Below are 14,181 nucleotides of genomic sequence, written 5' to 3'. Positions count from 1 at the left end.
GAACTTCTCATGGTCCCGGGGGTCTACTAGGCGCGTCGGATGCAAGGTCCGGCGCAAGGATCACTCCCTCCCCTGAGTGGATCCACCGGGAACCGGGCTCTCCCCAGCCTCAGGTTCCCAACCCCTGACCCCGCGGGCTTCCCCTGGCCCGCGGGGTTTTTATTGCCCGGCGTTTGGGCGTGCGCTTTGCGCACGTAGAGCGCTGCCGCGAAGTCACGCCGCAGCGCTCTACGTGCGCAGGGCGCACGGCCTTCAGGCGGGGATGTCGGTGAGCCAGTCGCGGGGTTTGAGGTAGGTGGCCAGACGGGCTTCGGGGGTGCCGGGTTCCGGGGTGTAGGCGTATTCGAAGCGCACGCGTGGCGGCAGGCTCATCAGGATGGATTCCGTGCGGCCGCCGCTCTGCAGCCCGAACAGCGTGCCGCGATCCCACACCAGGTTGAACTCCACGTAGCGGCCGCGGCGGTAGAGCTGGAACTCGCGTTCGCGCTCACCGTGCGGCGTGTCCTTGCGGCGTTCGACGATCGGCAGGTAGGCGTCGAGGAACGCGTCGCCGACCGCGCGGGTGTAGGCGAAGCTGCGCTCGAAGCCGTCGGCGTGCAGGTCGTCGTAGAACAGGCCGCCGACGCCGCGGGCCTCGTCGCGGTGCTTGAGGAAGAAGTACTTGTCGCACCACGCCTTGTGCTCGGCATAGCGGGTCGGGCCGAAGGGCGCGCAGGTGTCGTGCGCGACCTGGTGCCAGTGCCGCACGTCTTCGTCGAAGGGATAGAAGGGCGTGAGGTCGAAGCCGCCGCCGAACCACCAGATCGGGTCGCGGCCCTCCGGGCGCGCCTCGAAGAAGCGCACGTTGGCGTGTGAGGTCGGCACGTAGGGGTTGCGCGGGTGGATCACCAGCGAAACGCCGGCGGCGCGCCAGGGCGCGCCCGCCAGTTCCGGCCGGTGCGCGGTGGCGGAGGCGGGCAGGGTGGCGCCGGAGACATCGGAGAAGCCGACGCCGGCCTGCTCGAACACCGCGCCCTCCTTCAGCACCCGGCTGCGGCCACCGCCGCCCAGGGACGGGCCCTCGGCTCCCCGCTGCCATTCGTCCTGCGCGAAGCGGCCGCCGTCTACGGCCTCTAGCCCGGCGCAGATGCGGTCCTGGAGCGTGCGCAGGTAGTCCTGGACGGCGTTGAAGTCGGTCATCGGGCGTCACCAGCGAAGGGGTCGATAGGATAGCCGCCCCGGCCGCCCGCTATAATCCCGGCCATTCATGAACTCGCCCACGCCCGCCCCCGCCCGGCTTCGGATCGTCACTGAGCCGCACGACGAGGCCCTGATCCCCTTCCGCTTCCAGTCCGGCGAGCCCTCGCCGCTGGCGATCGGCTGTGCGCCGCTGGCCGGCCCCGCCGACGAGGCCTGGCTGGCCGGTGCCATCACCGAATCGGCCGAAACCGCCGGCGCCGCGCTCGCGCACGGCGAGCACTACGCCCTCGTGGCGCTGGCCGTGGACGAGGCCGGGGGCGACATCGAAGCCGCCGCCGCCCAGGCCTACGCGCGCCTGCTGGTGGCGGTGCGGCCGTCGGCGCATCCCTACCTGCTGCGGATCTGGAACTACTTCGCCGCCATCAACCAGGGCAGCGGCGACGACGAGCGCTACCGCCGCTTCTGCGTCGGCCGCGCGCGCGCCGTGGACGGCATGTTCAACGACCCGCCGCCGGCCGCCACCGCGATCGGCACCGCCGGCGAACCGGGCACGCTGAAAGTGGTCGCGCTGTGCTCGCGGGCGCCGGCGATCGCGCTGGAAAACCCGCGGCAGACCCCGGCCTGGCAGTACCCGCGCGAACACGGCCCGGTGTCGCCCGGCTTCTCCCGCGGCGCGGTGCTCGACGCCGACACCGCCACGCCGCGGCTGCTGGCCTCCGGCACGGCCAGCATCGTCGGCCACGTTTCGCTCCATCTCGGCGACTGCGCCGAGCAGCTGCGCGAAAGCCTGCGCAACCTCGAGGCGCTGATGGCACAGGCGACCGGCAAGACCGGCCGCTGCTTCGACGTCACCGGCTGCGAGGCCCTGCGCATCTACCTGCGCCACGAGGCCGACCTGGCGGCGGCGCAATCCGTGATGGCCACCAGCGGCATTCCCGCCGACCGCATCAGCTACCTCCGCGGCGACGTCTGCCGCCGCGAACTCGACGTCGAACTCGAGGGTGTCTTCGCGGCGGGGTGAGGGGCAGGACTTGGACGCGGATCAGAGCGGAAAAGTCGGATAAGAGCGGATTTCTGGATGAAAAAAAGCGGGCCCACGGCTCAACCGGGGCCCGCTTTTAATTTCAGCTCAATCCGCTTCTATCGTGCTTTTCCGCTCTGATCCGCGTTAAAACGCATTACTTCAGGTTGTCCTCGAACAGTTCGAAGATGCGGCGGTACTGGTCGTACCAGCTTTCCGGATGCTGGTAGCCGTGGCGCTCCAGCGGGTAGCTGGCCATTTCCCAGTCGTGCTTCTTGAGTTCGATCAGGCGCTGCGCCATGCGCACCGAGTCCTGGTAGAAGACGTTGTCGTCGATCATGCCGTGGCTGATCAGCAGGTGGCCGCGCAGGTTCTCGACGTACTCGATCGGAGAGGACTTGCGGAAGGCCTCCGGGTCGAGCTCGGGCGTGTTGAGGATGTTCGAGGTGTACTCGTGGTTGTAGCTGGTCCAGTCGGTGACCGGCCGCAGCGCCGCACCGGCCTTGAAGGTGTCCGGCTCGCGGAACAGGGCCATGAAGGTCATGAAGCCGCCGTAACTGCCGCCGTAGATGCCCACGTTCGCGGCGTCGCCCTGGTGCTGCGCGACCATGTACTTCACGCCGTCGACGTAGTCCTCGAGCTCGGGATGGCCCATCTGGCGGTAGATCGCCGTGCGCCAGTCGCGGCCGTAGCCCTCGGAGGCGCGGAAGTCCATGTCCAGCACGAGGAAGCCGCGCTCGACCAGCAGCTGGTGGAACATCTGCTCGCGGAAGTAGTTCGGGTAGCGGTCGCTGACGTTCTGCAGGTAGCCGGCGCCGTGCACGAACATCACCACCGGGTACTTGCGGCCCGCTTCCAGCGTCGCCGGGCGGTAGAGCTTGGCCCAGACCTTGCCGGCGCCGTGGGTCGACGGCACTTCGACCGTGGTCGGCGCCAGCCAGGTGCGCGACTTGAAGTCCTCGCTGCGGGTGTCGGTGAGCTTGCGCGCCTCGCCGCCGGCGACCGGCTGCACCGCCAGCTGCGGCGGCGTGTGGTGGGCCGACCAGCGGACCAGCAGCTGGCGGCCGTCGGGCGAGAGCGAGAAGTCCTCGACGCCGTCGAGCGCCGTCACTTCGCGCACGTCGCCGCCGTCGCGCGGCACCGCGCAGACTTCGTAGTCGCCGGGGCGCGCTCGGTTGCAGACGAAGTAGGCGGTGGCGCCGTCGAGCGTCCACTGCGGCGACGAAGCCTCCCATTTCCCGCGGGTCAGCGCCTTGGCGCGACCGCCCGGGGTCGCGGTGTACAGGTGCGACCAGCCGCTTTCCTCGGACAGGAACCACACCGTGCGGTTGTCCGGCAGCCAGCCGAAATCATTGAAGTTCCAGTTGATCCAGGCGGTGTCGGTGAGGCGATGCAGCGGCTGGAGCGCGCCGGCCTCGAAGTCGACCGTGGCGATCCAGCGGTCCTTGTTGTCGATGGCCCGCGCCATCACCGCGACGCCGCGGCCGTCGTCCGACCACTCGATGGCGTCCAGGCGCACGGCGCGCTCGCCCTTGAGCGGGTCGAGGCCGGCGGTGCGGCGCAGGTCGGCCAGCGGGTCGGTGCCGATGCCGGGCAGCGCCGCCAGCGGCAGGTCGCGCACGCGGCTGTCGCGCAGGTCCACCAGCTTGAGCTGCTGGGCAATCGGCGCGTTGCGGCCGACGCGCACGCGCACGTCCTCGAATTCCTCGTAGCCCGACTCGGTGACGTACTTGGGCATCTTGCCGGTGCGCCCGGCCTCGGCGCCCTTGGCCTGGGTCACCACCAGCAGCCAGCGGCCGTCGGGCGACATCACGCTGCTGCTGATCTCGACCTTGTCGCCCAGGTAAACCGGCGCGGCGGCGCGGGTCGGGTCGGCGCGGCGCAGCGCCTCGGCGTTGTCGCGCAGCGCCTCGCGCTGGGCCTTCTCGCGCGCCAGCGTGCTGCTCAGGCGCAGCTGGTGGTCGCGCAGGGCATCGGCCTCGGGCGCGGCGGCCGGATCCTTCTCGGCCCGCGGCAGCGCCGCCGGCTGCGCCAGGCGCGATTCGGGCGACCAGCGGAACCAGTCGTTGCCCACGCTCCAGACCACGTCGCGGTTATTGGCGGCGAAGCGCGCGTTGGCCTCGGCCTCGGCGCTGCGGGTGAGCTGCTGCAGCGCGCCGCCGACCTCGCGCAGGAACACGTCGCCGTTGCGCACGAACACCGCGCGCCGGCCGCTGGCGTCGAAGTCGACCCGGGCACCGTCGACCTCGGCCAGGGCCGCGCCTTCGACCCGGGCGGGCGTGCCGCCGGCCACCGGCAGGGTCCAGGTGTCGCGCACCGGCGACCCCTCGCGCTTGAGCGTGTACAGCGCATGCTGGCCATCGAGCGACCACCAGGCCTGCTCCACCGGCGGGCCGATCCAGTCCGGATGCGCCATCGCCTGGTCCAGGGTCAGGGGCGTGTCGTTCGCCAGGGCCGGCGCGGCGCAGGCCGCGAGCAGGGCGAGGGCGAGGTGGCGATGGCGCATGGCGACTCCCAGGGTGCGATGACGGCCCGCAAGCCTAGCAAAGCCGGCGTGACCACCGCCCGTGCTGCTTTTCCCCCGTGGCGTTTGCGGCGACAATCGCCCGAACCCTGCGGCGGGCCCATGCAAGCCTACGTCTACAAATCCCTTAGGAAGCCCGACACCTACGTCTACCTGCGCAAGCGGGACGACTTCCTGGTGCTGCCCGATCCGGTGCGCCTGCCCCTGGGCGAGCTCGCCTTCGTGCTGGAAGTGGCGCTGACGCCCGAAAGGCGCCTGGCCCAGGTGGACGCCGCCGTGGTGCGCGCCAACCTGGCGGCGCACGGCTTCCACCTGCAGTTCCCGCCGACCATGCTGGATCCACTGGTCGATGGCTGAATCCCGTCGCGCCCCGGTCGCCTGGGCCTGGCTGCTGCTGGGCGCCGGGCTGGCGCTGGCGGTGGCCTGGCCGCATCCGGCCGGGCTGTTGGGCGCCTGGCTGGCCCAGCCGGCGCTGGCGCTGGGCCTGGCCAGCCTGCGCGGGCTGCGGCCGACGCCCGGCTTCGACGGCGCCGGCCTGCGCGAAGCGCGGGGCCTCGCGCTGGTCTGGCTGATGGGCCTGGTCCTGGTGGTGCTGGCCACGGCCTGGCCGCTGGCGGCGCTGCGCGACACCGGGTCGCTGCTGTCGGCGCTGGCCCTGAGCGGCATGGCGGGCGCCGCCTTGCTTTGCCTGTGGCGCGCCTGGCCCGCGTTCGGACTCGCCGAGCGCGAATCCGGCCGGCTGCCGCCCTTGGCCGCCGCGGTCGGCGCCGGCGGGCCGGCCGAGGCCGGGCGTGGCTTCGTCGTCGCGCTGGCGGTGTTCGCGGTGCTGGCGGGCAGCCTGCTGGTGGCCTGGCCTGGCCTGGTGCCGGCGCCCTCGCGCTGGCTGGCGGCGGGCGGGCTGCTGGCCGCCGCGCTGGCGGCGCATGCGCTGGTGCAGCGTTTCGGCGGCCCGCCGGCGGCGCCGTCGCTGGCCAGCCTGCCGATCTACGGCGATGACGACGAAGACGCCGTCGCGATCCCGTCCGCCGCGGAGGAGGGCCTGTCCCCGGAGGCCGAGCTGTATGCCGCCACCCGCGCCGGCCGTATCGAGGCCGCGCTGTCCCTGCTCGAAGCCGGCGTCGATCCCAGCGCCGAGCCCGATCCCGCCGACCGCGACCAGCGCACCCTGCCCATGCTGGCAGCCTTGCTGGGCGACCTGCGCCTGCTGCGCGAACTGATCGCCCGCGGCGTCGACCTCAACGACGAACACGCCGGCCTGACTCCGCTGCTGGCCGCTACCCGCGACAGCTGGCACGGCCGACCGGAGGCCGTGATGACCCTGCTGGCGAACGGCGCCGACGCCCGCCGCGCCGACGCCGAGGGCAACACGCCGCTGCACCACGCCGCGCGCAGCACCGATGCCGCGGTGGCGGCGCTGCTGCTCGATGCCGGCGCCACCCTCGAGGCGCTCAACGCCGAAGGCTTCAGCCCGCTGGGCGTCGCCTGCGTCGCCGGTAACTGGCGGCTCGCGCGCTTCCTGATCGAGCGCGGCGCCAAGCCCGAGCCCAAGGACGGCCAGCCGGCCCTGCTGGCCGCCGTGGTCGGCGACGACGACACCGCCGGCGTGCAGCTGCTGCTGCGGCACAAGGCGCGGGTCGACGCCCGCGGCACCCGCCAGCGCACGGCCCTGCTGCTGGCCTGCGCGGCCGGCAACGCCGACATCGTCGGTGAACTGCTCGACGCCGGCGCCGACCGCAACGCCCACGATGCCGACGGCATCACCCCGCTGCTGGAGGCCGCGCGCGGCAACCACGCCGGCGTACTGGCGCGGCTGGCGCTGGCGCGGCCGGACGTCGCCGCGGTCGACGGCCACGGCCGCAACGCGCTGGTGCTGGCGACCGAGGCCGGGGCGCCCCCCGAACTGCTGCGGCATCTGATCGCGCTCGGCGTGAATCCCGAACAGCGCGACGGCGACGGCCGCCGCGCTCTCGAGCACGCGCTGGGCGCCGGCCGCTGGCCGCTGGTGGCGGTGCTGGATCCGTCCTACCCGCTGCCCGCGAGCGTCGCCGAGGGCCTGTCCGAGGGCCACTTCGAGAAGACCCCGCGCGAACTGCTGCGCGAGGCGCTGCAGTCCGGCCGGCGCGAATCCGCCGAGGCGATGCAGCGCCTGGGCGCCGGTCCCGACGCGGCGGGGCTGGCCTCGCTGCTGCTGGAGTTCTCCGGCGAGGGCGATGCCGCCAGCTTCGACTGGCTGCTGGGCCACGGCGCCCGCGCCGACGTCGTCATCGACGGCGAGCTCAGCGTCTTCTTCCATCTGCTGGGCCGCGGCGGGCACGCCATGGGCGCGCTGCAGCGGCTGCTGGAAGTCGCGCATCCGGTCGGCGGACGCGGCGGCCTGGCCCGCTGGCTGCAGGCCTGCCTGGCCGGCGAGCACACCACGCGCGGCCACGAACACTTCGCCCTGGCGCTGCTCGAACGCGGCGCCGATGCCTTCGGCGGCGCGCCGTCGGACCCGCCGCTGGGGCTGGCGATCCAGCTTGGCTGGCTGCGCCTGGCCGAGGCCCTGCTGGCCTCGGGCGTCGATCCCAATGCCCGCGACGGCCGCGGCCACACCGCGCTGCACGTCGCCGCCACGCTGGGCCGCGAAAGCGCGCTGCGGGTCCTGATCCGCCACGGCGCTTCGCCGGCCCTGGCCGCGCCCGACGGCCAGACGCCGCTGGGCCTGGCGCTGGCGGCCGACCGCCGCGAGCTGTCGCACTGGCTGGAATGGCGGCAGTGGCAGCTGCCGGGCCGGACGCTGCAGGCGGCCGACCTGCCGGCCGCGGCGATGGCCGGCGACGCCGAGGCGGTGCTGCGCCTGCTTGAACTGGGCCTGCCGGTGGACGGCACCGACACCCAGGGCTGCACCGCGCTGCTGCGCGCGGCCGGCGGCGGCCACGACGTGGTGGTAGCGCTGCTGCTCGAGCGCGGCGCCGACACCCGGCGGGCCGCGCGGACCGGCGCCACGCCGCTGTCCGCGGCGATCTCGATGCGCCATGTCGGCGTCGTCGACCAATTGCTGCGCGCCGGCGCCGAGCCCGACCTGGCCCTGCCCGGCGAAGTCACGCCGCTGATGCTGGCGGCCGCGCTGGGCCAGCCCGAACTGGTGTCGCGCCTGCTGGCGCATGACGCCGACCCGCAGGCGCGCGACGCCCAGGGCCTGGGCCCGCTGCACTGCGCGGCGCTGCATGCCTTCTCTTCGCGCGATCGCCAGCGCGTGCTGGCCCTGATGGACATCCTGCTGCTGGCCGACGCCGCGCCCGACGAGGCCAGCGCGCTCGGGCAGACGCCGCTGCTGCTGCTGCTGGGCGCGCGCGCCGAGCCCGGCGCCGCCTGCGACGAAGACGTGCTGCTGGCCGCGCTGGAGCGCCTGCTGGCCGAGGACGTGAGCCTGGACACGCAGGACCAGCGCGGCTACACCCCGCTGCACCTGGCGGCCATGCACGGCCTGCCGCGGGTGGTGCAGCGCCTGCTGCGCGAGGGCGGCAACCGCCAGGCCCGCGACGGCCTGGGCCGTACGCCGCACGACCTGGCGGTGCTGCGCGGTTTCGTCGACGTCGCTGCCGAGTTCGAGCCCGCGCGCACGGGAACCCCGTCGCTGGCGCGTTTCCTGCGCGACCCCAGGTAGGTCGGCCGCGCACTGCCGCCCGGACCGCCGGCTCAGCGACCGGCGTCGCCGTCGTCGTCGGCGGGCTCGATGTCGGCCTCGAACAGCGTTTCCAGCTCGCGCTGCGCCTCGCGCGCGGAGGCCACCAGCGCGGCCTCGTCGTCGTAGACCAGGTGCTGCTGGCGCAGCAGCGCCTCGTCGTGCGCGCGGAAGGTCTCGGTGTTGCGCGCGGCCTCCTCGGCCGGCACGCCCAGTGCCTCCATCACCCGCCGCCCCAGCACCAGGCTGGAGTGGAAGGTCTCGCGCGTCACCTGCACGTCCATGTCCATCAGCTTGAAGGCGTGCTGGCGGTTGCGGGCGCGGGCGTAGACCTTCAGGTGCGGGTACATGCGTTTCACCAGCCGCGCCGTGCGCACGTTCGCGTCGGGATCGTCGGTGGTGAGCACGAACACCTCGGCCAGGTCGGCCCGCGCCGCGCGCAGCAGCTCGGGCCGGGCCGGGTCGCCGAAGTAGATCTTGTTTCCGAACCGGCGCAGGAAGTCCACCTGCTCGGCGCTGGTTTCCAGCGCGGTGAACGGGATCTTCTGCGCCCGCAGCATGCGGCCGACGATCTGGCCCATGCGCCCGAAGCCGGCGATGATCACCCGCGGATGGGCGTCGTCGATGGTGTCGGGGGCGCGCTTCTCGACGTGCTCGGGGTGGGTGCGCAGCCAGCGCGACACCGCCAGCAGCGCCAGCGGCGTGGCCGCCATCGACAGGCCGATCACGACGAACAGTTTGTCGCGCAGGTCGCTTTCGATCAGCCCGGCCTTGAGCGCCTCGGCGAAGATGACGAAGCCGAACTCGCCGCCCATCGCCAGCACCGCGCCCAGGCGCAGCGCCTCGCGCACCGGCAGCCCGCCGGTCCAGCGGCCCACGGCGAACAGCAGCCCGGTCTTGAGCGCCAGCAGCGCGACCACGCCGCCCAGGATGACGGCCGGCTCGCGCGCCACCACGCCCAGGTCGATGCTCATGCCGATGGCCATGAAGAACAGGCCCAGGAACAGGCCCTTGAACGGCTCGATGTGCGATTCAAGCTCGTGCCGGTATTCCGAGTCCGCCAGCAGCACGCCGGCCAGGAAGGCGCCCAGGCCCATCGACAGCCCGGCCCACTGCATCAGCCAGGCATTGCCCACCACCACCAGCAGCGCCGTGGCCGTGAACACTTCGACCGAATTGGCGCGCGCGACCACGCGCAGCAGGTGCCGCAGCAGCAGGCGCCCGCCGACCACCACGGCCGCGATCACCACCACGGCGTTGAGGACCGATTCCAGCGGCGGCGCCGACCGCGCCAGTGCCTTGGCCTCGCCCATCAGCGGGATGGCGGCCAGCAGCGGGATCGCGACCAGGTCCTGGAACAGGAGGATCGCGAACGCGACGCGGCCGTGCGCCGCGGTGAGCTCCTTGCGCTCGGCCAGCAGCTGCAGGCCCACCGCGGTGGACGACAGCGCCAGGCCCATGCCGACCACGAAGGGGGCTTTCCAGCCCTCGAGGAACGTCGCGGCCAGCAGGCCGATGGCGGCGGCCGACACCAGCACTTGCAGGCCACCGGTGCCGAACACTTGCCGGCGCATCACCCACAGCCGCGGCGGGCTCAGCTCCAGGCCGATGATGAAAAGCATCATGACCACGCCGAACTCGGACGCGGCCAGCACGTCCTCCGGGTCGGGCACGACGCCCAGCCCCATCGGGCCGATGGCGACGCCGGCGGCGAGGTAGCCGAGGATCGCGCCCAGGCCCAGCCGCCGGAACAGCGGCACCGCGACCACGGCCGCGACCAGGAAGACAAGGATGATCGATAGGTAGCCCGAGCCGTGCATGGCCGGATTATGCGCTGCCCGCCCGTCGCCACGGAACCGCCCCTGTGGGAGGGACTTCAGTCCCGATGCTTTCCGGCAAGAAGCATCGGGACTGAAGTCCCTCCCACAGGGGAAACGAAAAAACCCCGCCTAGGCGGGGCTTTTTCTTGCCGGGGCCGGGGCCTCAGCGCTTCATCGAAGAGAAGAACTCGTCGTTGGACTTGGTGTTCTTCATCTTCTCGAGCAGGAACTCCATCGCGGCCAGCTCGTCCATCGGGTGCAGCAGCTTCCGGAGGATCCAGATCTTCTGCAGCATGTCCGGCTCGATCAGCAGCTCTTCGCGGCGGGTGCCGGAGCGGTTGATGTTGATGGCCGGGTAGACGCGCTTCTCGGCGATGCGGCGGTCCAGGTGCACTTCGCTGTTGCCGGTGCCCTTGAACTCTTCGTAGATCACTTCGTCCATCTTCGAGCCCGTTTCCACCAGGGCCGTCGCGATGATGGTCAGCGAGCCGCCTTCCTCGACGTTGCGGGCCGCGCCGAAGAAGCGCTTCGGGCGGTGCAGCGCATTGGCGTCGACGCCGCCGGTGAGCACCTTGCCGGAGCTGGGCACCACGGTGTTGTAGGCGCGGGCGAGGCGGGTGATCGAGTCGAGCATGATCACCACGTCGCGCTTGTGTTCGACCAGGCGCTTGGCGCGCTCGATCACCATCTCGGCGACCTGCACGTGGCGCGCGGCCGGCTCGTCGAAGGTGGACGAGATGACTTCACCGCGGACGGTGCGCTGCATCTCGGTCACTTCCTCGGGCCGCTCGTCGATCAGCAGCACGATCAGGTGCACGTCGGGGTGGTTGTGGATGATGGCCTGGGCCAGGTTCTGCATCAGCACCGTCTTGCCGGCCTTGGGCGGCGAGACGATCAGGGCGCGCTGGCCCTTGCCGAGCGGCGACATCAGGTCCATCACCCGGCCGGTGATGTCCTCGGACGAGCCGTTGCCGCGCTCGAGCCGGAAGCGCTCGCGCGGGAACAGCGGCGTCAGGTTCTCGAACAGCACCTTGCCCTTCGACGCCTCCGGCGGTTCGCCGTTGATGGTGTCGACGATGTTGAGCGCGACGTAGCGCTCGCCGTCCTTCGGGCTGCGGATGCGGCCGGCGATGTGGTCGCCGGTGCGCAGGTTGAAGCGGCGGATCTGGCTGGGCGAGATGTAGACGTCGTCCGGGCCGGCCAGGTAGCTGGCGTCGTCGCTGCGCAGGAAGCCGTAGCCGTCGGGCAGGATCTCCAGCACGCCGTCGCCGGCCACGCCGGCGGGGTGGCGGGTGAGCACCTTGAGCAGGGCGAAGTTGACGTCCTGCTTGCGCATGCGGGCGACGCCCTCATGCAGGTTCAGCTTGTCGGCGATCTCCAGCAGCTTGTGCGCCGGCATCCGCTTGAGGTCGTTGAGGCTGTAGGTCGGGAAGTCGGGCGGAAGCTGCGGCATCGGGCGATCGTTGCGCTCGCCGCCGCCATTGCCGCCGCCGTTGCCGGCCTCGTCGTCGCCACCGCCGTCGCGCGGACGGTCGCGGAAGCGGTCGCGCTTGTCGCGGAAGCGGTCGCGGCGGTTGCGGCGACCTTCGCGGAAGCCGCCTTCGCCACCTTCGCCGCCCTGGCCGCCGCCGCCGCCGGCATTGCCGCCGTCGCCGGACGGGCCGCCGTTGCCGGCGCCGCCGCCTTCGCTGCCGCCCTGGCTTCCGCCTTCGGCACGGCCGCCCTGGCCGCCGCCGGAGCGCGGCGGGCCGCCCTCCTGGCCGCTGGCCGCGGACGGGGCATCGCCGCCACCGGACGCGGGCGCCGGCGCGGAAGCGCGCTCGGGAGCCGCGGCGGGTGCCGATTCAGCGGGGTTCTGGGCGGGGGCGCTGCGCGGCTTGCGCGGGCGCTTCTCGGCGCTGGCGCCGGATTCGTTTTCGTTATCGGACACAGGATTCACCTCGCGAAAGCGAGCGTGGGGGAGGGAGGGGTTCTTGCAGAAGAGAGTGGGCGCCCGGGGCGCCACGACGGCCTTACGCTAACACTGGCCGCCCCGCGGCGACAACCCGCGCGGGGCGGAACGCCCCGGCGTGGCCGGGGCGCGGGCGCTCAGAGCGCCTTGTCCATGAACTGCGCGAGCTGCGACTTGCCGACGGCGCCGACCTGGGTCGAGTGCACCTTGCCGTCCTTGAACATCATCAGCGTCGGGATGCCGCGGACCGCGTACTGCCGCGGCGTCTGCGGGTTGTGGTCGATGTTGATCTTCACGACCTTGACCTTGCCGGCGTAGGTGCCGGCCAGCTCGTCGACCATCGGGCCGATCATCTTGCAGGGGCCGCACCATTCGGCCCAGAAATCCACCAGCACCGGGGTGTCGGACTTGAGCACCTGGTCTTCGAAGTCGGTGTCGCCCACGTGGAGCACCTGGTCACTCATGCCTCAAACTCCTGATTTTCTTGGGGGATGCGGCCGGTTGCCGCCGCCGTTGGGTTAAACTGGGGCGCTTTCACCGACAAACAACCGCCAGCGGCACCCCCGGACGCCACGAGTTTGCGATTCCCGGACAGGCCGCGCAAGCGCAGAGACGCGCCCCAAGAGAGTCCCATGTCCGATAAACCCCTGACTGATATCGCATTTTCGAACTTCGAGCTGCATCCGGCCCTGCAGGCTGGCCTCGAAGCCGCCGGTTTCACCCGCTGCACCCCGATCCAGGCCCTGACCCTGCCGTTGGCCCTGGGCGGCCGCGACGTCGCCGGCCAGGCCCAGACCGGCACCGGCAAGACCCTGGCCTTCCTGGTCGCCCTGATCAACCGGCTGCTGACGCGCCCGGCCCTGGCCGACCGCAAGCCCGAGGACCCGCGCGCCCTGATCCTCGCGCCGACCCGCGAGCTGGCCATCCAGATCCACAAGGACGCCGTGAAGTTCGGCTCCGACCTGGGCCTGCGCTTCGCCCTGGTCTACGGCGGCGTCGACTACGACAAGCAGCGCGAGCTGCTGCAGCAGGGCGTGGACGTGATCATCGCCACCCCCGGCCGCCTGATCGACTACGTCAAGCAGCACAAGGTCGTCTCGCTGCACGCCTGCGAGGTCTGCGTGCTCGACGAGGCCGACCGCATGTTCGACCTCGGCTTCATCAAGGACATCCGCTTCCTGCTGCGCCGCATGCCGATCCGCACCGAGCGCCAGACCCTGCTGTTCTCCGCCACCCTCAGCCACCGCGTGCTGGAGCTGGCCTACGAACACATGAACGAGCCCGAGAAGCTCGTGGTCGAGACCGAGTTCATCACCGCCGCCAAGGTCCGCCAGCTGGTCTATTTCCCGTCCGACGAAGAGAAGATCCCGCTGCTGATCGGCCTGCTGACCCGCAGCGAGGGCCACCGCACCATGGTGTTCGTGAACACCAAGGTGTGGGTCGAGCGCGTGGCCAAGGCGCTCGAGCGCGCCGGCTTCCGGGTCGGCGTGCTCTCGGGCGACGTGCCGCAGAAGAAGCGCGAAACCCTGCTGGCCCGCTTCCAGAAGGGCCAGCTGGACCTGCTGGTCGCCACCGACGTGGCCGCCCGCGGCCTGCACATCGACGGCGTGTCGCACGTCTACAACTACGACCTGCCGTTCGACGCGGAGGACTACGTGCACCGCATCGGCCGCACCGCGCGCCTGGGCGCCGAGGGCGACGCCATCAGCTTCGCCTGCGAGCGCTACGCGATGTCGCTGCCCGACATCGAGGCCTACATCGAGCAGAAGCTGCCGGTGGCCCAGGTCGAGCCCGAGCTGCTGGTCGCCAAGCCGCGCGCGCCGCGACCCAAGGTCGAGGGCGAGGACGACGGCGAGGCCGAGAGCGTGACCGCGATCTTCCGCGAAGTGCGCGAGGCCAAGGCCGCCGAGGACGAGAAGCGCGGCCGCGGTGGCCGCGGCGGCAGCGGTGGCGGTCGTGACGGCGGTCGTCCGGGCGGCGGTTCGCGCGAGCGCAGCGGCCCGCGGCCGGGCGCGCAGCGCG

At 72.1% G+C, this 14,181-nt stretch carries 9 protein-coding genes; 4 read left to right on the top strand and 5 right to left on the bottom strand.

What is annotated here, in order from left to right:
* Positions 1-252: 252 nt before the first annotated feature.
* Positions 253-1,179, bottom strand: a complete 927-nt coding sequence (hemF, locus tag VFQ84_RS11325) for an oxygen-dependent coproporphyrinogen oxidase (protein WP_325131738.1) — start codon at positions 1,177-1,179, stop codon at positions 253-255.
* A 67-nt stretch (positions 1,180-1,246) separates the two neighbouring features.
* On the opposite strand from hemF, the gene VFQ84_RS11320 reads away from it, so the two are divergent.
* Positions 1,247-2,200 (top strand): pteridine-dependent deoxygenase, encoded by a 954-nt coding sequence (locus tag VFQ84_RS11320; protein ID WP_325131737.1) that lies wholly within the window; start codon positions 1,247-1,249, stop codon positions 2,198-2,200.
* Between the two features lie 157 nt (positions 2,201-2,357).
* Here the strand turns inward: VFQ84_RS11320 and VFQ84_RS11315 are convergent, their stop codons facing one another.
* The gene (locus tag VFQ84_RS11315) at positions 2,358-4,706 is read right to left on the bottom strand and encodes a S9 family peptidase (RefSeq protein ID WP_325131736.1); all 2,349 of its coding nucleotides are present in this window, start codon (positions 4,704-4,706) and stop codon (positions 2,358-2,360) included.
* A gap of 120 nt (positions 4,707-4,826) precedes the next feature.
* Between VFQ84_RS11315 and VFQ84_RS11310 the strand changes: the two genes are divergently transcribed.
* Together VFQ84_RS11310 and VFQ84_RS11305 are read left to right on the top strand one after the other, a co-directional pair.
* Complete coding sequence (locus VFQ84_RS11310) at positions 4,827-5,081, top strand: YcgL domain-containing protein (protein ID WP_325131735.1); 255 nt, start codon at positions 4,827-4,829, stop codon at positions 5,079-5,081.
* A complete protein-coding gene (locus VFQ84_RS11305; protein ID WP_325131734.1) occupies positions 5,074-8,370 on the top strand; it encodes an ankyrin repeat domain-containing protein in 3,297 nt (1,098 codons plus the stop codon). The genes VFQ84_RS11310 and VFQ84_RS11305 overlap by 8 nt, the downstream gene beginning before the upstream one ends.
* Before the next feature lie 32 nt (positions 8,371-8,402).
* Here VFQ84_RS11305 and VFQ84_RS11300 read toward each other — a convergent pair whose 3' ends face one another.
* From VFQ84_RS11300 to trxA, 3 genes are all read right to left on the bottom strand, one after another.
* Positions 8,403-10,208, bottom strand: coding sequence for a monovalent cation:proton antiporter-2 (CPA2) family protein (locus VFQ84_RS11300; protein WP_325131733.1), 1,806 nt, complete (start codon positions 10,206-10,208; stop codon positions 8,403-8,405).
* Between the two features lie 163 nt (positions 10,209-10,371).
* Entirely contained in the window at positions 10,372-12,138 is a 1,767-nt protein-coding gene (gene rho / locus VFQ84_RS11295; RefSeq protein ID WP_325131732.1) for a transcription termination factor Rho, read from the bottom strand.
* Between the two features lie 158 nt (positions 12,139-12,296).
* Positions 12,297-12,623 carry a thioredoxin TrxA gene (gene trxA / locus VFQ84_RS11290; RefSeq protein ID WP_325131731.1) on the bottom strand — a complete coding sequence of 109 codons (327 nt, stop codon included), beginning with the start codon at positions 12,621-12,623 and terminating at the stop codon, positions 12,297-12,299.
* A gap of 168 nt (positions 12,624-12,791) precedes the next feature.
* Between trxA and rhlB the strand changes: the two genes are divergently transcribed.
* Positions 12,792-14,181 (top strand): ATP-dependent RNA helicase RhlB (gene rhlB, locus VFQ84_RS11285; protein ID WP_325131730.1); only part of this gene is annotated, 1,390 nt, incomplete at its 3' end.

The sequence above is a fragment of the Arenimonas sp. genome (assembly GCF_035721105.1).
Taxonomy (GTDB): Bacteria; Pseudomonadota; Gammaproteobacteria; order Xanthomonadales; family Xanthomonadaceae; genus Arenimonas.
Note: the sequence above shows the minus strand (reverse complement) of the source record. Positions and strands in the feature narration are given on the sequence as shown.